Source organism: Gilvimarinus polysaccharolyticus (assembly GCF_001187555.1).
GTDB classification, from domain to species: Bacteria; Pseudomonadota; Gammaproteobacteria; order Pseudomonadales; family Cellvibrionaceae; genus Gilvimarinus; species Gilvimarinus polysaccharolyticus.
On sequence record NZ_LFIJ01000002.1, the window covers coordinates 165,110 to 185,497 of the forward strand.

Annotated in this window: 19 protein-coding genes; 1 reads left to right on the plus strand and 18 read right to left on the minus strand. The window is 51.5% G+C overall.

Annotated features, from left to right (window positions below; translation table 11 throughout):
* Positions 1 to 7: 7 nt before the first annotated feature.
* The 7 genes from dmeF to GILYN3_RS09355 form a co-directional block, all read right to left on the minus strand.
* On the minus strand, positions 8 to 913 hold the full coding sequence (dmeF, locus tag GILYN3_RS09325; RefSeq protein ID WP_049722728.1) for a CDF family Co(II)/Ni(II) efflux transporter DmeF: 906 nt from the start codon (positions 911 to 913) through the stop codon (positions 8 to 10).
* 4 nt (positions 914 to 917) lie between these two features.
* A complete protein-coding gene (locus GILYN3_RS09330; RefSeq protein WP_049722729.1) occupies positions 918 to 1,127 on the minus strand; it encodes a DUF1418 family protein in 210 nt (69 codons plus the stop codon).
* 56 nt (positions 1,128 to 1,183) lie between these two features.
* Positions 1,184 to 1,756: a DNA endonuclease SmrA gene (gene smrA, locus GILYN3_RS09335; RefSeq protein WP_049722730.1), complete on the minus strand. Its 573-nt coding sequence runs from the start codon at positions 1,754 to 1,756 to the stop codon at positions 1,184 to 1,186.
* A gap of 101 nt (positions 1,757 to 1,857) precedes the next feature.
* The gene (gene acs / locus GILYN3_RS09340) at positions 1,858 to 3,792 is read right to left on the minus strand and encodes an acetate--CoA ligase (protein WP_049722731.1); all 1,935 of its coding nucleotides are present in this window, start codon (positions 3,790 to 3,792) and stop codon (positions 1,858 to 1,860) included.
* Between the two features lie 236 nt (positions 3,793 to 4,028).
* Positions 4,029 to 4,409, minus strand: coding sequence for an aspartate 1-decarboxylase (panD, locus tag GILYN3_RS09345; protein WP_049722732.1), 381 nt, complete (start codon positions 4,407 to 4,409; stop codon positions 4,029 to 4,031).
* A 58-nt stretch (positions 4,410 to 4,467) separates the two neighbouring features.
* Positions 4,468 to 5,328: a pantoate--beta-alanine ligase gene (gene panC, locus GILYN3_RS09350; protein ID WP_049722733.1), complete on the minus strand. Its 861-nt coding sequence runs from the start codon at positions 5,326 to 5,328 to the stop codon at positions 4,468 to 4,470.
* 99 nt (positions 5,329 to 5,427) lie between these two features.
* Complete coding sequence (locus tag GILYN3_RS09355; protein ID WP_049722734.1) at positions 5,428 to 6,015, minus strand: MOSC domain-containing protein; 588 nt, start codon at positions 6,013 to 6,015, stop codon at positions 5,428 to 5,430.
* Positions 6,016 to 6,317: 302 nt separating this feature from the next.
* Here GILYN3_RS09355 and GILYN3_RS09360 point away from each other — a divergent pair, with 302 nt between their 5' ends.
* The gene (locus GILYN3_RS09360; RefSeq protein WP_049722735.1) at positions 6,318 to 7,664 is read left to right on the plus strand and encodes a Fic family protein; all 1,347 of its coding nucleotides are present in this window, start codon (positions 6,318 to 6,320) and stop codon (positions 7,662 to 7,664) included.
* Between the two features lie 244 nt (positions 7,665 to 7,908).
* Here GILYN3_RS09360 and dnaB read toward each other — a convergent pair whose 3' ends face one another.
* From dnaB to GILYN3_RS09415, 11 genes are all read right to left on the minus strand, one after another.
* A complete protein-coding gene (gene dnaB, locus GILYN3_RS09365) occupies positions 7,909 to 9,309 on the minus strand; it encodes a replicative DNA helicase (protein ID WP_049722736.1) in 1,401 nt (466 codons plus the stop codon).
* 146 nt (positions 9,310 to 9,455) lie between these two features.
* Complete coding sequence (rplI, locus tag GILYN3_RS09370) at positions 9,456 to 9,902, minus strand: 50S ribosomal protein L9 (RefSeq protein WP_049722737.1); 447 nt, start codon at positions 9,900 to 9,902, stop codon at positions 9,456 to 9,458.
* Positions 9,903 to 9,937: 35 nt separating this feature from the next.
* Positions 9,938 to 10,759 (minus strand): YybS family protein, encoded by an 822-nt coding sequence (locus GILYN3_RS09375; protein ID WP_049722738.1) that lies wholly within the window; start codon positions 10,757 to 10,759, stop codon positions 9,938 to 9,940.
* A gap of 33 nt (positions 10,760 to 10,792) precedes the next feature.
* A complete protein-coding gene (rpsR, locus tag GILYN3_RS09380; protein ID WP_049722739.1) occupies positions 10,793 to 11,020 on the minus strand; it encodes a 30S ribosomal protein S18 in 228 nt (75 codons plus the stop codon).
* A gap of 3 nt (positions 11,021 to 11,023) precedes the next feature.
* Positions 11,024 to 11,473, minus strand: coding sequence for a 30S ribosomal protein S6 (gene rpsF, locus GILYN3_RS09385; RefSeq protein ID WP_049722740.1), 450 nt, complete (start codon positions 11,471 to 11,473; stop codon positions 11,024 to 11,026).
* Between the two features lie 212 nt (positions 11,474 to 11,685).
* Entirely contained in the window at positions 11,686 to 13,449 is a 1,764-nt protein-coding gene (locus GILYN3_RS09390; RefSeq protein WP_049722741.1) for a hypothetical protein, read from the minus strand.
* Positions 13,446 to 14,516, minus strand: coding sequence for a hypothetical protein (locus GILYN3_RS09395; RefSeq protein WP_157484911.1), 1,071 nt, complete (start codon positions 14,514 to 14,516; stop codon positions 13,446 to 13,448). Before GILYN3_RS09395 ends, GILYN3_RS09390 begins: the two co-directional genes overlap by 4 nt.
* Before the next feature lie 311 nt (positions 14,517 to 14,827).
* Positions 14,828 to 16,093: a serine hydroxymethyltransferase gene (gene glyA / locus GILYN3_RS09400; RefSeq protein ID WP_049722743.1), complete on the minus strand. Its 1,266-nt coding sequence runs from the start codon at positions 16,091 to 16,093 to the stop codon at positions 14,828 to 14,830.
* A 255-nt stretch (positions 16,094 to 16,348) separates the two neighbouring features.
* Entirely contained in the window at positions 16,349 to 16,843 is a 495-nt protein-coding gene (locus GILYN3_RS09405) for a DUF4870 domain-containing protein (RefSeq protein WP_049722744.1), read from the minus strand.
* An 85-nt stretch (positions 16,844 to 16,928) separates the two neighbouring features.
* Positions 16,929 to 18,698 carry a DUF1631 family protein gene (locus GILYN3_RS09410; RefSeq protein ID WP_049722745.1) on the minus strand — a complete coding sequence of 590 codons (1,770 nt, stop codon included), beginning with the start codon at positions 18,696 to 18,698 and terminating at the stop codon, positions 16,929 to 16,931.
* A gap of 318 nt (positions 18,699 to 19,016) precedes the next feature.
* The gene (locus GILYN3_RS09415) at positions 19,017 to 20,375 is read right to left on the minus strand and encodes a hypothetical protein (protein WP_049722746.1); all 1,359 of its coding nucleotides are present in this window, start codon (positions 20,373 to 20,375) and stop codon (positions 19,017 to 19,019) included.
* Positions 20,376 to 20,388: the final 13 nt, after the last annotated feature.

The window sequence follows — 20,388 nt, forward strand, 5'->3', positions numbered from 1 at the left end:
CTGGAACTTATGGTTCAGCCACACTCACCTCAATAACTACATGGCTTAAATGACCTACGTCCGACAACTGGGCTTTATATTGTGTTGGGCTAAGCGGCTTGGATGCCACGACGCACACGCTGGCCGCATTGCGCCCCGGTGCCAAAGGCCAGACGTGTAAGTCGGTGATTTGGGTGTACTGGTCTGTAAGCGCCGCGCGTATCTCGGCGGCGGTGTGATCGTGCTCGGTGCTATCAAGCAGAATACCGCTGGTATCTTTGATCAAACCGTAAGCCCAACGCAAGATGACGACAGCACCGACAATTCCCATCAGGGCGTCCATCCAGATCCAACCCAATTTGCGGCCAAAAAACAACGCAATAATGGCGAGCACTGAGGTAAGTGCATCGGCCAGCACATGCATATAGGCGGCGCGCAGATTATGATCGTGGTGATGGGTATGGCCGTGATGATCGTGGTCGTGATGATTATGCCCCTGGTGCAACAACCAGCCGCTCACCAAGTTAACCACTAAACCAATCACGGCGACCAGCATCGCTTGCGAGTAGGCAATTTGATGCGGTTGAAAAAAACGCATGACGGATTCGACAATCATCACCGCCGCGACCACCCCCAAGGCAACGGCGCTGGCAAAACCGCCCAGCACACTGACTTTGCCGGTGCCGTAACTAAAGCGTGGGTTATTAGCATGACGCCGCGCGTACGAGTAGGCAAACAAGGTAATACCAAACGCGCCTACATGGGTTGCCATATGCCAGCCGTCGGCTAGCAGTGCCATCGAGCCATATAAAATACCGGCGGCAATTTCGATCACCATCATTACTGCCGTAAGCAATACCACAATGCGGGTACGAGTTTCGGCGCGGTTATGATTTGGGTTTAGCGGTTCAGGCTGGGAGCACTGGCTTGTCATAGCTTTACCGGTGACGGTTACGCAGGCCGTTAATCATAAAAATTATCGCCGGAATCATGCAGGCTACGCCTATTAAAATATATACGATTCCGTCGTTTTCAAAGCGTAGGTTTGCCGGTAATAAATCAACATCAGCAAAGTGCATTGTCATGCCAAGGCCGATGAATAGGCAGCCGATCATATCTAAAATAAGTAAATGCAGTGGTAGTTTCACGACGATATTCCTTTTTGATGTTTGGCGTTAATAACGCGGTTTTTATAATTCATATGTTAGGTATGTTTTGAATGTTGCTCCCAATTTTCTTGGCGTTTTTTCTCGCTCTTTTTAAGCAGTACATAAGTAGCACCACTGGCGCCATGATGTTTTTGTGCCGAGTGAAATGCCAGCACTTCATCAATGCAAGGCAGCCAATTGGCGACACAACTTTTTAGCAGGGCCGGTTGCTCGCGACCCTCGCCTTTACCGTGGGTAATTAGAGCGCAGCGAATATCGTGTTCCATACAATCGCGAATAAACTGAAACAGTGCTGTGCGAGCTTGCTCTACCGTCATGCGGTGTAAATCTAAGCGGGCATCAAAACCGTACTTGCCCAAGCGCAAGTTTTTATACACGCCGTGCTGCACCCCTGCGCGGCGAAAATCGAGAATATCCAGCGGGCCTACCGGGTCGATATGGTCGGCGCTTAAAAAGTTGGTGTCTTGCTCGGTAATAGCTTGGGCGGCAGCGCGCCGTTGCTTAAGCGTATCGGCAATAACGGGCTGGCGTTTAAGGGCAACCTTGGGATTGGCCTTTAAGCGCTTAACGTCTTGCATTTGTTGGCGGAACAGATCGTCGTCACTCATAGCGGCCGTTACATGGTTGTCGTGTAGCGCTTATTATGCCAGCTTGAGTAAGCAGGGGAAAACGCCTTGCGAGCCAGTGGCCCGCAAGGCGTTAGACAGGGCTATCGGTTAATGCGGTTTTCGATCAGGTCGTCGACCACGCCGGGATCGGCCAAGGTTGAGGTATCGCCTAATGTATCCAGCTCGTTAGCGGCGATTTTACGTAAAATACGACGCATAATTTTACCCGAGCGGGTTTTAGGTAACCCCGGTGCCCACTGGATGATATCGGGCCTAGCAATGGCGCCAATCTCTTCTACGCACTGTTGCAGCAACGCTTTTTTAAGCTCGTCACTGGGCTCGGCGCCTTCCATTAAGGTGACATAGGCGTAAATGCCTTGGCCTTTAATGTCGTGCGGATAACCCACAACCGCGGCCTCGGCCACAAGCTCGTGTAACACTAGGGCGCTTTCGACTTCGGCGGTACCCATGCGATGGCCCGAGACATTCAGCACATCATCGACTCGGCCGGTAATCCAGTAGTAACCATCGGCATCGCGGCGTGCGCCATCGCCAGTAAAATAATAACCGGGGTAGGTGGAGTAGTAGGTGTCGATACAGCGCTGATGATCGCCATATACGGTGCGCAACTGGCTGGGCCAGCTAGCTTTAATGGCTAAGCTACCCTCGCCCGCGCCGTCGACCTCATTGCCATCGGCATCGAGCAGTACCGGCTGAACACCAAAAAACGGGAAGGTACACGAGCCAGGCTTAAGGTCGGTGGCACCGGGTAATGGTGTCATCATGTGCGCACCCGTCTCGGTTTGCCACCAAGTGTCCATAATTGGGCAGCGCTCATCGCCCACCACACGGTAGTACCATTGCCATGCCTCGGGGTTAATCGGCTCGCCGACACTACCCAAAATACGCAGGGATTTACGCGAGGTACGGGTCACAAACTCATCGCCAGCGCCCATAAGCGCACGCACAGCGGTTGGTGCCGTGTAAAAGCTGTTAACGCCATGCTTATCGATCACTTGCCAGCAGCGCGAGGCATCGGGGTATGTGGGCACCCCTTCAAACATTAAAGTGGTGGCACCGTTGGCCAGCGGCCCGTACACGATGTAGCTGTGGCCAGTTACCCAGCCGACATCGGCGGTACACCAATAGATGTCACCATCGCGATAATCAAATACATATTTGTGGGTCATGGCCGCTTGTAGCAAATAGCCGCCAGTGGTGTGCAGTACACCCTTGGGTTTACCGGTAGAGCCCGAGGTATAAAGAATAAACAACGGGTGTTCGGCGTCTACCCACTCAGGCTCGCACTGATTGGGCGCCGCATCTACCGCGTCGCGGTACCAAATATCGCGGGCATCACTCCAATCAATGTCGCCGCCGGTGCGCTTAACCACCAAACAGGTGTGAACGCCGGGGCAGCCGGCTAAGGCTTTATCGGCATTGGCTTTTAGGGGGACTTTTTTGCCGCCGCGCAGACCTTCGTCGGCGGTAATCAGCACCTGGCAATCGGCATTCAGCATCCGATCTTTTAGTGCATCGGGTGAAAACCCACCAAACACAACCGAGTGCACAGCACCAACCCGAGCGCAGGCAAGCATGGCGTAACAGGCTTCGGGGATCATCGGCATATACAGGCACACACGATCGCCTTTTTTAACACCACGCTCACGCAAGACGTTGGCTAGGCGGCATACTTCGGTGTGCAGCTGTTGGTAGCTTATAAGCTGGTCATCGGCGGGGTCGTCGCCCTCCCAAATAATCGCGGTTTGCTCGGCGCGCGTGGCTAGGTGACGATCGATGCAGTTGACGCTAACGTTAAGCTTGCCGCCCAAAAACCAAGCGACTTCGCCCTGGCTTAAATCACTTTTACAGACGGTGTGCCATTTTTCTTGCCACGTTAAAAACTGCTCGGCTTGTTCAGCCCAAAAGGTATCTGGGTCTTCAACCGATTGGCGATAGAGCTCTTGGTAGCGATCTTTGTCGATCAAAGCATCGCGTTGTAGCTCAGCCGATACGGGGTAAACTTGCTCGGTCATACACATAATCTCCGCGCGTGAGTACTGTTATCTAGTTGTTCTTAGAGCTTAACAGCCATCGGCCATTTGCGCTATAGACAACGTTGTCTTTACGGCAAAAAATAGGGCCGATAAAATCCAGCCGGTATTCACCAGCCAAAAAAACTGTGCGGATGTGTATTGGTTCTAAACCGCCCGCATTGGGCGGCTATTGCGCGCGCCGCCCCAACCGGACCGGGCGCTACTCAGATAGGTGCTTAGACAACTTGCATAGGAATGGTATTGGTGCTGCGCTCAACTTGATTGGATTCATTTAAATACACTAACCGAGGCTTATAGTTTTCCAGCTCTGCTTGGCTGTATTGGCCAAAGGTGGCAATGATAACCCGATCGCCCACTTGCACTTTACGCGCGGCCGCACCATTCATAGAAATAGTGCCCGAGCCAGGCTCGGCCAAAATAATATAGGTGGTAAAGCGCTCGCCGTTGTTAACGTTGTAAATGTCAATTTGCTCAAACTCACGTAGCCCCGCCAACTCGACTAAGTCGGCGTCGATAGCGCAAGAACCGTCGTACCACAGCTCTGCCTGGGTGACTGCAGCCATGTGGAGTTTGCCTTTAAGCATGTTAGAGAGCATGTGCCCCTCCTGTGTTTGTCTAATAACTACTCGGTAGCGCCGGTGGTTAAGGTGAACGTCACTTTACTGAGATAAGCTCTAGCGAGAGATTGTCTATCAGCCGAGCGCCCTCAGTGTACATGGCGCCCAATATGGTAATTTCGGTGTCGTCGTGTGCCGCGGGCTTAAGTGTACGGCTATTACAAATCTCTAAGTAATCGACCTTAAAACCCGCCTCGCTGATTTGCATTTTACCGGTCTGAGCCAGCCCAATAAAGTCTCGCTGGCCCGCTTTAATTTGCTCGGCCACCCAGTTAAGCGTGCTATACAACTGGTTTACACGAGGACGCTCGGCGCTGCTAATAAAGCCGTTGCGCGAGCTAAGTGCTAAGCCATCGGCTTCGCGGTAAATCTCACCAGCGCTTATTTGCACTGGGATACATAAATCTTCAACCATGTGACGAATCACCGCCAGCTGTTGGTAATCTTTAATACCAAATACGGCCTCGTCGGGCTGGACGATATTAAACAGTTTAGACACTACCGTGGTGACCCCCTCAAAATGGCCTGGACGGCTGGCGCCACACAGAACGTCGGTCATAGCCGGCACAATCACGCGGGTTTGCTCATCCATGCCGTTGGGGTAAATTTCGGTTTCATCGGGGCAAAACAAAAAATCGCAGTTAACCGCCTCAAGCTTGGCCGAATCGGCGGCTAGAGTGCGCGGGTAGCGATCCCAGTCTTCATTTAAACCAAACTGCAAACGGTTAACAAAGATACTCACGACCACACAATCGCAGGTTTGCTGCGCCTGTTTTACCAACGCCAAATGGGCATCGTGTAAATTGCCCATGGTGGGCACAAAGCCAATACGTTTACCGTTACGACGGGCCTCTGCTAGCGCCTCGCGCAGCGAGCGAGTATGGTGGAATACCTGCATGGGGAGCCTCTATCGCCTATTACCCAACAGCACTACGCGCGCTGACGGGGGCAGAATAATACACGCTCATGAGAAACAAGTACATTTTTTGGACACAATTCAAAACAGTGGGAGCGAATCGCCAACAGACTCGCTATCAAGCCGCAAACGAGTCACCTGATCGCCCACCCGAATCACCCCCGAACGAACAATCTTGGCGCACAAGCCGCCATAACCGTACATCGCCGCCACACCACCCTCCCCCAAGTTCTCATTCATCCGCGAGCAAGGATGACACAGCGCGCCGGGCACAATAATCGCATCGCCAATTTGTAGTGTTTGATAGCGCAACAAGTTCAGGTTCATACCCGACACCACCAAATTGCGCCGCAACAGTGCTGGGTCGATACTGTCCTGCCCCATATGACGGCAAATTTGCTCGATAAACTCGCGGCTAATTAACGTTACTTGCCGACCCGAACCACGGGTTTTGCGGCAGCGATGATCGCCCTCCAGCCCCTGCTCGGCCAGCGCCTGTACCGACTCCACCTCGGCAATCGCGCCACGCCGCACAGTACGCAAACCGATCCACTCCAAACGACCGGGCTGAATATTAGCCGCGAGCCGATCCAGAAAGCGAGCTTGCGTAGAACGTCGGACACCTGATGCCGGACGTATAGCATTGGAACGATCTGTACTGTTGGGCATAGTGATCACCTAGTATTGGGGCTGCGCAGAACAAAAGTGTGGGCGCTGACCGTCGGGTCGTCAACAACGCGTTGCCTCACAACCCCTTTTTCAGGGGAAACCCATAAATCAACAGTGTCGCACCCTCCAAGAATCAACAGTTTTTGCAATATATTCAACTACGATACCTAATGGATGGCCGCCACACGACGGTCTTACCCTGTCACAATGAAAACCCTAAATCTCAAAATTTTAAATTTGCGTTTTCTTTGCCGACCTATCATTATAAAGCTATCAACAAGTAAATTTATACAGGGTGAGTCATGGCTAGAGCTAAAGTAGAAAAAGCCCCAATACTCAACTTTTCGGAAGATTTTGAAGCGATTATCCCTTTACTGGGCGATTGCGATGTTACGGATTCAGAAGGGCGCTACCTCCACTGGGGTCAATTTAAGTGGAGAGTGGATAAAAATAACGCTGAGAATTTATGGAAGGCAGTTAAGTTTAAGCGGATATCGCAACATAAACCAATTGGCTTGAACGATGAAAATGGCAGGCCCTTCGTCTACTGCACCCCCCATTCAATGGAGGCAACCCTTTATCAATTGGTTAAAGTTACTGGCGGCAATGTAGGCGCCATCGCTGACTCTGCAGCTAGTGAGAGCTTGCAAAGTAGGTTCTTAGTTTCGTCTCTAATAATGGAGGAGGCGATTACCAGTGCTCAACTGGAAGGGGCCTCAACCACCAGAGAAGTTGCAAAGAAGATGCTGGAAGACGAAAGGGATCCCGTCGATGAAGATGAAAGAATGATCCTCAATAATTATCTTCTCCTAAAGTATGCAGAACAAAACAGTAAAAACGAACTTACTTTAGATATGATTTTAGAGTTTCATAGAATTGCAACGAGAGGTACAACTGAGAATAACGTTGTACCTGGAGAGTTCAGAATAGACAACGATATTTATATCGAAGATGGAGATGGCAATATCGCCCATCAACCTCCTGACTTCTCACTGATCGAGCAAAGAATACGGGATTTATGTGAATTCGCAAATAAAGATCATACAGGCTTAGGCGGCTGCGATTTTGTTCATCCGTTAATTAAAGCTATAGTTTTGCACTTTATGATTGGCTATGAACATCCATTTCGAGACGGGAACGGTAGAACCGCCAGAGCTCTTTTTTATTGGTTTATGCTTAAAAGTGACTACACTTTGTTTAAATACATTTCCATCAGCAAACTATTAAAAGAGAAACCAAATGATTATGGCTTATCTTATATGTATACAGAAAAGGACGACAACGACTTAACCTACTTTATTTATTTTCAATTGGAGATTATTTCTAAAGCTTTTGAAGAGCTTAAAAAATACCTCAACTTGAAGGTCTCGGAATTTAAAAGCATATCAGAAACTCTAGAGAAAACCTCCTGGGGCAACATTCTTCATTTTATTCAAAAAGATTTAATTAAAAAAGCAGTGAAAGAGCCCGGGAGGATATTTAATGTAAAGGAGGTTTCGAAGTCTTACTCTATATCAGAGAATACATCGAGAAACTACCTTGCAAAGCTCGTGGATATGAAACTATTCCTTTCCACTAAAGATGGCAGAAAAGTTATATATATTGCTCCTTCAGACCTTCTTCGAAAACTGCAAAGCGGTAAAGCCTAATCGAGTGGCCGGATGCATCTGCACAGGCTCCACTTTAATAACCATCCAACTCGATGATCGCACACAAGGAGGTGTACCATCGGCAACGCCAATGCGAGCCGCAAGAATCCAGCAGAGTCACTCCCCTGCACCAGACTTATTGCGGTAGGTAAAATGTACGGTCGCGCCCACGGAGGGGCGCCATTGCGCCGGATTTAACCGGCGACGTCGCAAAAACACACGGACGTGTTTTTACGACAGCAGATTAATAGCCATCATCTTGCTGACTAAAATACTCTGCCGCTAAGTTATCAAAACGAGTGTATTTACCAATAAAGGCGGCGCGTACTGTACCCACCTCACCGTTACGCTGCTTACCTACAATCAATTCCGATACACCTTTTTCGGCGGTGTCTTCGTTGTAGTATTCATCGCGGTAGATAAACAAAATAACGTCGGCGTCCTGCTCGATGGCGCCCGACTCACGCAAGTCCGAGTTCATGGGGCGCTTGTTGGGGCGCTGCTCTACACTCCGGTTAAGCTGCGACAGGGCAATTACTGGGCACTCAAACTCTTTAGCCAAGGCTTTTAGCGAGCGCGAGATTTCGGAGATCTCTTGGGTGCGCCCTTCGCTGGCACCGGCAACCTGCATCAGCTGCAGGTAATCGATCATGATCATGCCAGGATTGCCGTGCTCGCGAGCTATACGGCGGGTACGGGCACGTAATTCTTGCGGGGTTAGGCCTGGAGTATCGTCAATAAACAGCAGTTTATCTTTCATTTTACTCACGGCGGTCGAGAGCTTAGGCCAATCTTCTTCGGTGAGTTTACCATTGCGCATATGGCCTTGATCGATACGTCCAATAGAGGACATCATCCGCATGACCAGCGCTGCCGATGGCATCTCCATACTAAACACTAGCACCGGTTTTGGCTGAGTGAAAATAGCCGATTCAACAAAGTTAAGCGCTAGAGCGGTTTTACCCATCGAGGGACGTGCCGCGAGAATCACTAGCTCGCCCGGCTGCCAACCAGAGGTTTTAGCGTCTAAATCGGTTAACCCTGTGGTTACCCCAGTAACGTCGTCGCCCGAGCGAAACAGCTCGTCAATACGCTCGACGGTTTCTTTTAACAAGCCGTTAACTTCGCGCAGGCCGCCTTCTTTAGGACGATCTTCGGCAATTTTTGCGACCCGCTTTTCGGCCATTTGCAGCAGGTCGTCGGAATCCAGCCCTGCGGGGTTATAACTCGACTGGCTAATCTCTTGTGCTGCGACGATCAATTGCCGCAAGGTCGAGCGCTCGCGCACAATACGCGCGTAAGCGGTGATATTGGCCGCGCTTGGGGTGTTGGCTGCCAATTCAACCAAGTAGCCTAAGCCTCCGGCATGTTCTAGCTCACCGTGGCGCTCTAACGCCTCGGATAGGGTCACCGGGTCCAATGGTTGAGCATCTTCTTGCAGCTCAATCATCATTTTTAAGATCAGGCGGTGATCTTCGCGATAAAAATCGACTTCGGAAGCAATCTCTAGCACGGCATCTAAGCGACTGTTGTCGAGCATCAAGCCGCCTAACACCGACTGCTCGGCCTCGACCGAGGTAGGCAGTACCGGCGCACCTTGGGGCTGAGTGGGCTCGCGATATTGGGCGGTGGCGTCGCTAGGCATAAAACAAAAATCCAAACATTAACAAATAAAGGCGGCTATTTAACACGCAAAAAAAACGGGCACTACAACAACCGGTTAAGGTGGTTGATAGTGCCCGATTTTTATCGCTTTGTCAGCGTGCGTAAGCGTTTACCTAAAGGTAACGATTACTCAGCAATAACAGCGACTTTTACCACTTGGGTGATTTCGGCGTGAACTTGTACGTCAATCTCGTACTCGCCCAGCTCGCGAATCGCACCTTCTGGTAGACGTACTTCAGCTTTAACCACTTCAACGCCAGCCGCAGTGATTGCGCCAGCGAGGTCGCGAGTACCGATAGAACCAAACAGCTTGCCTTCATCGCCAGCGTTAGCTTCGATGGTGACAGACAGCTCAGCCAGCTTATCGGCACGAACTTGTGCTTCAGCTTTTTTAGCTGCAGCTGCAGCTTCAAGCTCGGCGCGACGCGCTTCAAAATCAGCAACATTTGATGCAGTGGCAGGAATAGCCTTGCCTTGTGGCACTAGGAAGTTGCGACCGAAGCCGGCTTTAACACTGACTTTATCGCCAATGGCACCCAGTTTACCCACTTTTTCGAGCAGAATAACTTCCATCTCGTTTACCCTCTGTTTAATTACCTGCGCGGCAGCTATGCCTTGGGCCTAAGCCGACCGCGAAAATTCAACCACGTGTCGCAAAATGCGACTATAACCAACAGTGCTGTTAACGGCTGCAGCACCACCATTGCAATATAGAACATCACCAACCACTGGACGCCCATGCCCCGCGCTGCAATAAATGCATGCACTAAAGCAATACCGGCAAACAGCAAAGGCTGGGCAAAAACCAATACCCACATGCCTGTGCCAGCGCCGCGCCAGTAGCAATAAGCTACGGCTAAAGCGCATACCGTTGCCGGTAAAGGCGCCAAGCGTAAGGCGCGAAACTCTGCGGCAAACCCACCGGGGTTGTACAGCAGCGATTGCCACCAGCGGCCCAGTATTAACCCCAACACACCACTTAAGGTGGTCATTGCGGCTAACAGTGCCAACACTAATGTCGTGTCGGGCACCGGTAAACCCAGCGGCTGATCGGACTGTGCTTGCAGCTGATCAAACAGCTCCGTACACAGCGCCAGCATATGGGCTACGGCCTCTGGCATCAGTAATGCCAGCAGTAAAACCCCTAATGTATTGCAGGCCACCAGGGCCATAAGGGCATACTGCCACAGTGCCGAGCGGCGCAGCACTGCTGCGGCCACACATACACTGATAACACCGGTTACTGCCAGCAACGCACTTTGCTGCTGCATTAGCAGCAAGGCAATCGCCGGTAATATCGCCCAGAGCAACACCAGCAAACCATTGGCCGGGCCGCGCCTAAGCGTTACTAATGCAACAGTGGCAGGCCCCAGTAATGGAATCCAGTGCCCTATTAATGCAACGATTGCAGCCTGAGTGCGGCCGCGCATAATGAACTCTGCGAGCGCACGCACTGGTCAGTCTTACTCGTGGCTGTCCGTGTACGGCAGCAGAGCCAAATAACGCGCGCGCTTAACAGCAGTAGCTAGCTGACGCTGATATTTTGCTTTTGTACCTGTGATACGGCTAGGTACGATTTTGCCAGTTTCAGTGACGTAGGCTTTCAAGGTTTCCAGATCTTTATAATCGATCTGCTTGGTGCCTTCGGCGGTGAAACGACAGAATTTACGACGGCGGAAAAATCGAGCCATTGGTTACTCCCCCTCTGTTTCGGTAGTCTGATCTTCGGTTTCTGCAGAGTCGTTTGACTCATCAGAAGCTTGATCGTCAGACTCGTCACGACGCTCTGGACGAGGTGCACGTGGCTTACGCTCACGGCTCTCTTTATCAGCCTTAGCAATCGGTGACTCTTCAGTAACCGCTTCATCAGTGCGGATAACCAAGTTACGCAGCACAGCATCGTTGTAGCGGAAGTTGGTGGTCAGCTCTTCTAGAGCTTCTTCGCTACACTCTACGTTCATCAGAACATAGTGCGCTTTGTGGATTTTGTTGATTGAGTAAGCCATTTGACGACGGCCCCAATCTTCCAAACGGTGAACCTGACCACCGCCGCTAGTAACCGTCGCGGTGTAACGCTCGATCATGCCCGGAACCTGTTCGCTCTGGTCCGGGTGAACCATAAAGATAATCTCGTAATGACGCATTAATCGCTCCTTACGGGTTGTAGCCTCCCGACCAGACGTCGGTAAGACAAGGAGTGGCTCTCGGGGTTCTGCAAAGCAGGCCGAAAGCCGTTTACTTAGAAACCGCACAAAATGCACGTACTCTAAGGGCGCGCTATTCTATGGAGTTTACTCTGTGGTTGCAAGGTTAAATTTTAAACAGCACACACAACCGATCGCGTTAACGAGCCGTCTTAATCGCCGTTAAGTTGATTTAAATACGCCCGCAACAAGGCAACCTTACCTGGAGACAAAGCGCGAGTCAGAGGCATATAAAGAGTCGTCGGGCGATAACTCTCATCAATGCGCTTTAATAACTCGCCCGCCACGGCCTGAATAGTCGCCTCATCATTCAGGGGGATACGCTTAGACATGGCAGGAAAGAGTACATAAAAAAAGCGTAAACAGTGCTCATAGACATCAGCCCAAGCAATATTGCCGGCATTAATAAGGGCGCTGTAATCGTGCTCTGGGTAGCGCCTAAACGCCATATGATAATCGCTGGCGCACACGGCTTTAAACTCCAGCAGCGAAAAGCCGCTACCCGCATTAAATTCTAGATCAATAGTCACCTCTGTAGCTCCAGCAGGCACTTGTACCGTAGCGGGGAACTCCAAAAACTGACCATCCTCTAAAGTGCCAGGCGATGAGGTGGAAAGTTGCAACACAACGGGTGTCAGCAACGGCCCGCCCAGCTCGTGTACTCGCACAGTCACAGCTTTACGGGTATCGCTTGGATCGGTATACAAGTTTCGAGCATCGCTGCTGATGCGCAAGCGTGACTCCGTAATCTGCAAATCATTTTTGTCGCTAGTGATTTGTATCGGATGGGCTTTTAGTAGCGCAACCGCCTCGGTACTCAGCGCCACATCGTACAAACCGCCCCACTCATAGTAACCGCCTGGGTTTGACGGCACGCTGGCGATTTGTCGCTCACCGGCAGAGATTATTAAATTGCCATAATCAAGGTTGGGGCCAATGGGGCCGGTGTTGGCCTGGCCGTTGCTACGAATATTGTCGCCTTCAAGTGCCGACACCAAATCTAAACTCAATCGCGCCGCAGACTCATCCAGCCACGCCAACCCCTGGGCACCACCTAGCTTAACGTTTGGCAGTAATCGTCCTAGAGGATCACTTGCTAACTCATCGGCATACCAAGCACCGACACTGCCGATGACTCGTCCCAACGATGGGTTAGCGTTATTTTGATTTGCTTTTAAATCGGCGCGTACGCTGGCACTATCGTTACCGGGAAAACATTCAAACAGGCTGTAGCGAACCACCAACCCTTGGCTGCGCGGATCATTGATGATCGCCGCTAACACTGGGTCACTGTCGTCAAAAGAGACGATGTCTTGTTTACGAAATGCCAGCTGAAAGGTCCCACTAGCCCAAGCCGAGCCCGGCGTTAAATAAGGTGGCTGCACTCGACTGGTGGAATAACGCAACCCCAACAAACGCGAATGACTAACCGCGTGACCCTGCACCAGTAATGCCGGTGTATCGCCACCGCCTATTTGAAAGCCACCGGCATAAATTTGGCTGGTGACAGAACTGGTGGGATCGATATCCACCATCACCGCCCCACCGTATGGGCCTTTACCGGTTCCCGGCTCTAATCCACCTAATAGATACACAGGTAAATGTTGCAGCCCGCCGGTTTGATTCATAGCCCCCGGCGCACCAGAGGACGAGACTTTAGCCTGCTGTAAAACCACTTGGTGATCACCGTAGTAATTCCAACCACCGCGCACAAAATACGGCTGCCCTTTAGAGTTACTCACCTCTTCTCGCAGGTAGGCAATAACGTCGTCGTCCGACTGCGCAGAGCAAACCGAAGCGTCATTCAAATCCAGTAATGGCTTGCCATCGGTTGTGTACTGATCGTTATTGGCGGTATCGACATTAATGCTAATGCCCCCGTAGAAGTTAATACGTGGTCCGTTTAAATAGCTCATTGCGACTCTCCTTGTGCTTTGGCCGGCTGTTGCGCAAACAGAAAAATAAAACTGTAGTTGGATTTAGTGGCATTACCCGGCACCCTTGCGGTGCTATGACAATCCATACAGCTGCTAATCGGCTGGATATAACTTTCTAAGACAGTATTGGCTACGGTACTAGGAAAAGGCGACCCCTGTGGATTGCCAGGATCACTAGGGTCGGTGGGCCACTGGGGCGAAATTAGCCGGTAATATTGAAACGGCGTTCCTTCGACCCTCGCCTGCCAATCCTGATTAACCGCTATCACCTCATCGTCCAAATCGGTGACCCGAGTCACCTGATTAGGCGCGGTAAAAGGTGCGCCGGTAATTAACGGTGAAACGTTGGGGGTACAGTGCGGCCCCGAACAATTCTCGTTGAAATAAGATGGCTGCACGCCGTGGCTGGCATCGGTATTATCTACTTGCTCAAAGGTCGCCCACGTCCACTGCGGAAACCCTGGCGCCCGATAAACAACATGCATGCCCACCATGCCCACAACCGCCTCACGAGTGCGACCGGTGTTATTACCCTCGCTGTCGTATTCCGTGACCTGCGCCGTCATAGTGTGATATCGGCTGTGATCATCGCTATCAACCAGGATTCGCCACGCAGCCTTTACCTCCAGCGCCCCCTCCGGGAAGCTGACCTTGTCAGCCGCCGCTATAATGTCAGCATTGTAGTAACCGTTGGTAACAACATACTCATAAGAGACTCGGTTTACCGAAATCGAATAATAGGTTGGATTGCCGTGCTGGTCGGTTAGCCAGCCACCCACCGCCTGCCGCACCGACTCTTCCACCGGCAAATCTGCCGGCGCCTTGGCGCGATGTTCTAATGTGAACAGCATAACGGCCCCCGCGTCCCACGGACCGGGATCAAGGGCATTCGGTAAAAATAATTGATCGGTCGTTTTGTAGGTTTGCCAGACGGTTTTTTCGCTAGAGCCAAACGCCGCCGTACAATCCGGCACACCGCGCTGTGCACCTGCAGGCCAATTAAGCGCCACAAATTGCAGCCATGAGAAATCAGAAAAAGCGGTCAAAGAACCATCCGGCGACGGTGCCTGAACAGGCAAAGCACAGCTAAGTGGGACTGGCATTGGAGGGGCTGGGGCTGGGGTTGTATCTGCGAGCGCTACTGCAGGCAATATAAGTAGCGTTAATAACCGCCGTGCCAATTTAAACTGAGAACACGTAACCTTGTTGTACATACTCAAACTCCTTTTGATGAAAAATACTCAACAAGTTTGGCTCAATCCGTCTCCCTGTCAAGCCATGGACCACTAAATCATAATAACCAAACACAAAAAAGGCAGCCTTTAAGCTGCCTTTTTTATGGTTACTCGTTTAAAACTCAGCTGCCATAGACTGGAAACTTAGCACAAACGTTTAATACTTTTTGCTTAACTTCGGCAATTACCGCTTCAGCGTTGCCGTTTTCTAGTCCGTCCAATACGTCACACATCCAGTGTGCCAAATCGGTGCTTTCGGTCTCACCAAAGCCGCGAGTCGTAATGGCCGGCGTACCAACACGCAAACCACTGGTGACAAACGGCGAGCGTGGATCGTTAGGCACGGCGTTTTTGTTAACCGTGATGTTAGCTTCGCCCAGTGCGGCATCGGCGTCTTTACCCGAGTACTCTTTACCGATCAGGCTGACCAACATTAGGTGGTTCTCGGTGCCGCCAGAGACTACATCTAGGCCGCGTTCGATAAACACTTTGGCCATCGCCTTGGCGTTTTTAACCACTTGCTTTTGGTAGGCTTTGTACTCATCGCTCATGGCCTCTTTAAAGCTGATCGCTTTAGCGGCAATCACATGCATTAATGGGCCACCTTGGCCACCTGGGAATACGGCCGAGTTAAGCTTCTTTTGAATGTCTTCATCGCTACCTGCCAAAATCAAGCCGCCGCGTGGACCGCGCAAGGTTTTGTGGGTGGTCGAGGTGACGACATGGGCGTGCGGCATTGGGTTGGGGTAAACACCTGCAGCAACCAAACCGGCTACGTGAGCCATATCAACCAGTAAGTAAGCGCCTACTTTATCGGCGATTTCGCGAAACTTAGCCCAATCGATAACTTGCGAGTAAGCCGAGAAACCAGCAACGATCATCTTAGGTTTGTGCTCTAACGCCAACTGCTCGACTTCGGCAAAATCGATCAGACCGGTTTCGGTGTTGATGCCGTACTGTACAGAGTTGTATATTTTGCCCGAAAAACTCACTTTAGCGCCGTGGGTTAAGTGGCCACCGTGGGCCAAGCTCATGCCCAACACGGTATCGCCAGGGGCACAAAGTGCGGCGTAAACGGCTGTATTAGCTTGCGAGCCGGAGTGCGGCTGAACGTTGGCGTAAGCGGCGCCAAACAACTCACAGGCACGGTCTATGGCCAGCTGCTCGCTGCGGTCGACGTATTCACAGCCACCGTAATAACGCTTGCCCGGATACCCTTCGGCGTACTTGTTGGTCAGCTTAGTGCCCTGCGCGGCCATAACCATGGGGCTGGTGTAGTTTTCTGAGGCGATCAGCTCGATGTGATCTTCCTGGCGGCGACTTTCGTTCTCGATAGACGCCCAGATCTCCGGGTCAAAGCTTGCAATGGTCTGGTCTTTATCAAACATGGACACTTCCTACGCTAAACGGCAGAGCACCAAAGACGACAAGGGCACAGCATTGTCGAGCAGGCGGAACTACCAAGACTAATAAAATCGGGAAAAAAGAAGGCGCGATTGTACACCAATCGTCCAGCGCTGTGCCACGTTAATTATTGCGACTACAGGCTTAGCTCTGCCCCCAGAGAAACCACTAACGGCGCAACACCTGCGTTACCGCTCGGGCGCTGCGCCGCTATAAAGACACTACTATTATAACAAGACTTATGGTTCTTTTTTAGTAACCGGGGTTGGCTCTACGCGGAAAAAACCGATGCTCATGGGATAGTTTTGTATCCCGCCATCTTTAGCGCGAATGGCGCCAAGCACAATAAAGACGATGGAGGCAATTGCCAGCGCCGCCATCAAAAAGGCGCCGATAACGACAAAGAGTAAAATAAAACAAATAATGAAATAGATAAAAGAGCTGATAATCCAGTTAAACACCACCTTGCCCTGCTGATCAATATACGGATCGTCGCGCTTCAACATCCATAAAACCAGCGGTACTATCCAGCCAAACATGGGTAGCACATAACCGCTCAGCTGAGAAAAATGCAACAACATACTGTAAGTGCGGTTATCCATGTCGCCCATTATGTCAGAGCCGGTGGACGAGTTGCTGCCCAGCGCCTTGGCTTTAGCCTCGTTGTATTCTTGCTCGCTAATCAGGCCTTTTTCTTTTAACTCGTTGAGTTTTTCAATCTTGTCCAGATCCATTTTCTCACCCTATCGTGGAGGTATAAGGGGTCAGTATAGTGCGATTGCTCGCCACCACCAAACTCATCGTAAGTGCAGCCAGTACTCACCCAGATCGACGCTGCCCTTGTACGATACTTTCTAAACGGCTATCAAAACCCAAGGCGGGCTGAAAGAAAACCGCGTGCCCGGCCACCAGCATTTGTGCTAACTGCTGGCGAGGCAGCGTAGTGATAGGTCTTCCCAAATGATCGTGAAAGACGTATTTATCCGTCGACTGCAATAGCATCGCCAATTCACACTTAACGCTTGTGCCCTCATCCAAACGCAACTCGGCCCAACTGCCGACGGTTAACGCTGCTACTTCTGTCAACGCACTTTGTAAACGCTGTTCTGCTAAGGCTTGTTCGGCCTCTTCGCGCTGGCGCTTAATGGCCAGTTGTTCACGCTGGAGCCGCTGCTTTTGCTCTAACATTGCCTTGATTCGATCGGCTCGATCCGCCGCTTTACGCAGCTTGCGATCATGCTCACGGGCTGCTCGTAAACGCTCATTGCGCTCTTGGCGCTGCTGCTCTAATTGCTCCTCGACTCGGCGCTGGCAGGCAAGCTCCGAGTAGGCATATTCCAATCTTGCCGTCGCGGTATTTAACGCGGTGGTGTAAGCGTGTACTGGTAACATACGGCGCGCTTCACCCGTCGCCAAACAATCAAGGATACGTCCCACTGGGGCGGTGAGCACCCGATGCCCCTCACGATTGACGAACAAAAGCTCGTGGCTATTAGGCGGTTGCAGCAAAAACTGACAGCGCAGTACGCCTTCGCGCTGGGTGCGATAGGCCAACCAATCGCCACATTCAAATCCGTGCGGCTCTAAGTCTCGGGGGTGGGGTTCGGTCCGCACAGCCGCCGATTTTTCTGAGTTCCGAGCAGCAAACAACGGCGGAACCAGAATCATCTCGGGGGCTTTATCGGAGCTGAGTTGATCGACGCAAATAGTTACATCGGTGACAAACTGATGATAATGCTCAAAGATACAATTATGCGGTGGTTTTTCGGTGCTTAGACGAGCGACAAAAGTAGCTGCATTTTGATGGAAACGTTGCCACTGCTCGGCGGTTTTAACCGGTTTTAAACAACCCACTAAATCTCTAATACTGTCGGCCCACAGCTGCCACGAATCGCGCTCGTCATTGATCAGGTAGTACTGTAATGCGGGCCGAATGGAGCCGATAACAAACTCATATATAGGCTCGGGCAAGCTGCACCCAGCAAGATGACTATTAAGGTAGGCGACCACCTCGCGATGGGCATTGGCAACACTTTGCTGCCCCAGCTCGGATTCTCGAATACGGCACGCCAACATAGCCGCGCGATCTAAATCTTTATCGGCACGACGATTAAAATCTTGCAGCGCCACTAAAGCTTCATCTGCCGAGCGCGATTCCAATACCGTTAACAAATCATCGGTGCGCGCCAAAAAGCGCTCCCCCAAACGCCCCAGCGCGGGATACCAGCTCTGCCAATGAAAGCATAAACGGTCGAGCTGCTCGCACCATTCGGCAAGGCACCAAACTCGCACGGCATCTGCTGCGGTTAACGTGGTTAGTAACGCCGCTTGTAAGCGGCGCACCCGATCGCCGAGAGCACGATCAACATCAATATTTTCTTGCAGCGCGCGCAAGATCCACACAGCCACTAAAGACTGTGCATCGGCGCGAGGAAACTGAGCCTTAAAAGAATCCCAACTAAGCTTATCCCACTCCAATAACGGCAAGAGCTCGGCCGGCGTTAAGGGCTCACTCGCCCCCGTCCACTGGCAGATATCGGCTAGCTGTTGCGATAAGCGATTAGGATCCCGCCGGCTAACGTGCTTCATGAATATCCTCGTTTTCAGTGCGAAAGCTGCGCCGACAAAAGCACACAAAACAACAAGAGAGCCAAGCGTCTCGCGTGTGTTTACTCGTGTAGAATTTAGCTATTACAGGGGTGACCGTTAGTCTGTGAGCGCACAGCGTGGTGCGAACGGCAAAAGACGCCATGTTATGAGGCTGGTGCAAAGCGCCCCAAGCGCTTGTGGCTAGTGTAACAAACGTTAAATTTAACGACAAACCTGATCGAGTGTTGCGCACATAAAAAAGCCCCCTAATATCAATCAGGGGGCCTAAGCGTATGACCACTAATTAAAGTCGACAGGTTAGTGATCGTGCTCCTCGGTTGCTACCCCCAACCAAACACCACCGGCCGGAGCAAAGTCGAGCGACCAGGCGTCGGCGCTCACAGCATCCTCTAAGTCTACCGGTATCACTTGCTGGTCGGCGCTGTTAAGCACGTAAGCCATATGACCTTCGGGTTGTACGATAAGCGTTAGTGCATCGGCAGCGGGGCTGGTCAACACCTGAATTCGGGCCTGCTCGGACCAGTCGTGCGCATCCAGCAGCACTAACGCGCCATCGGACTGCAAAATAGCAAACGCCTCGCCACCCAATACAAACTCGTAGCTAACCGCGCTGACACCTTCCGGCATACTCACCCCCAGTGGCTGCAACTGAGCTTGGGACGGGTCGGCCAGATAAAACTTACCCGAGGCAATCGCTACTGCTTGCGCGACATGGTGGTGCGCACGCAAAGTGCCAACTCGCATGCCATCGGTAAAGTCATCGGCATTGGTTATTTTGGTTGCGCTAAAATCGCTCGGCTCATCAATAAGTAACACGCCGTCTTCACAGCCAAAAAAGATCGCATCTTCACTTTGCGCGCTGCCGTGCAAACCAGGACAAGGCTCAGCAAAGGTAAGCTCGTGCTCGTACAATCCTCCATGCAGGTGATACAAACCTACCGCGGCAGGCAATGTACTGCTGGTGGCTGCATCGCGCTCGGTGGCCAATACATGCTCGCCACGCAATTGCGCCGCACCGTGCATATGGGTGGTAAATTGCAGAGCATTTTCTAAACCATTCTCAGCAATAGTTGCATCGCTAAAGGTCACAACGCCGGCAACATCGGCGGTATCACCATTGCCGTCGTAAAATACTGCAGCACCGGCATCGCCAAGGGTAAAGTGCGTAGGTTTAACGCCATCCAAAGCAAAATCCATTAGCTGTGGCGCTTCGGCGTACGGGTGGTCGTGATCGCCGTGATCTTCAACCCAAACACCGCCATCGACAAAGCTTACCCAGTTGTCATCGCGGTGGATAAATGCCGCGTAGCGATAGCCTTGCATCGGGTAGACATAACTAACGGCGGCTGGCAGTGTCAGCTCGGCCACTTCATCGCCATCGCTCGCCTCAAAAACATGAACCGTATCGGTGCCGGCTTCTATCAACAGCAAACGCGCAGCGCTGAGTTCGTCCTCGTGATCATGTTCATCTTCTTCGTGGTCGTGCTCATCTTCTTCATGATCGTGATCATGTTCATCTTCTTCATGATCGTGATCTTCGTGACCCGGCTCGGCCACATCTTGTGCATAAATATTGGTTTCGTTATCACCACAGGCAGTTAGAGCTAACACTAAAAAAGCAGCAAATAACGGGTTAAATTTTGAAATTTTTTGCATTGAGATGTCCTTA

What these genes read in the sequence shown, in the direction of transcription:
- dmeF (WP_049722728.1), bottom strand. Translation starts at nt 913, where the DNA reads ATGACAAGCCAGTGCTCCCAGCCTGAACCGCTAAACCCAAATCATAAC.
- smrA (WP_049722730.1), bottom strand. Translation starts at nt 1,756, where the DNA reads ATGAGTGACGACGATCTGTTCCGCCAACAAATGCAAGACGTTAAGCGC.
- acs (WP_049722731.1), bottom strand. Translation starts at nt 3,792, where the DNA reads ATGACCGAGCAAGTTTACCCCGTATCGGCTGAGCTACAACGCGATGCT.
- panD (WP_049722732.1), bottom strand. Translation starts at nt 4,409, where the DNA reads ATGCTCTCTAACATGCTTAAAGGCAAACTCCACATGGCTGCAGTCACC.
- panC (WP_049722733.1), bottom strand. Translation starts at nt 5,328, where the DNA reads ATGCAGGTATTCCACCATACTCGCTCGCTGCGCGAGGCGCTAGCAGAG.
- GILYN3_RS09355 (WP_049722734.1), bottom strand. Translation starts at nt 6,015, where the DNA reads ATGCCCAACAGTACAGATCGTTCCAATGCTATACGTCCGGCATCAGGT.
- GILYN3_RS09360 (WP_049722735.1), top strand. Translation starts at nt 6,318, where the DNA reads ATGGCTAGAGCTAAAGTAGAAAAAGCCCCAATACTCAACTTTTCGGAA.
- dnaB (WP_049722736.1), bottom strand. Translation starts at nt 9,309, where the DNA reads ATGCCTAGCGACGCCACCGCCCAATATCGCGAGCCCACTCAGCCCCAA.
- rplI (WP_049722737.1), bottom strand. Translation starts at nt 9,902, where the DNA reads ATGGAAGTTATTCTGCTCGAAAAAGTGGGTAAACTGGGTGCCATTGGC.
- GILYN3_RS09375 (WP_049722738.1), bottom strand. Translation starts at nt 10,759, where the DNA reads ATGCGCGGCCGCACTCAGGCTGCAATCGTTGCATTAATAGGGCACTGG.
- rpsR (WP_049722739.1), bottom strand. Translation starts at nt 11,020, where the DNA reads ATGGCTCGATTTTTCCGCCGTCGTAAATTCTGTCGTTTCACCGCCGAA.
- rpsF (WP_049722740.1), bottom strand. Translation starts at nt 11,473, where the DNA reads ATGCGTCATTACGAGATTATCTTTATGGTTCACCCGGACCAGAGCGAA.
- GILYN3_RS09390 (WP_049722741.1), bottom strand. Translation starts at nt 13,449, where the DNA reads ATGAGCTATTTAAACGGACCACGTATTAACTTCTACGGGGGCATTAGC.
- glyA (WP_049722743.1), bottom strand. Translation starts at nt 16,093, where the DNA reads ATGTTTGATAAAGACCAGACCATTGCAAGCTTTGACCCGGAGATCTGG.
- GILYN3_RS09405 (WP_049722744.1), bottom strand. Translation starts at nt 16,843, where the DNA reads ATGGATCTGGACAAGATTGAAAAACTCAACGAGTTAAAAGAAAAAGGC.
- GILYN3_RS09410 (WP_049722745.1), bottom strand. Translation starts at nt 18,698, where the DNA reads ATGAAGCACGTTAGCCGGCGGGATCCTAATCGCTTATCGCAACAGCTA.
- GILYN3_RS09415 (WP_049722746.1), bottom strand. Translation starts at nt 20,375, where the DNA reads ATGCAAAAAATTTCAAAATTTAACCCGTTATTTGCTGCTTTTTTAGTG.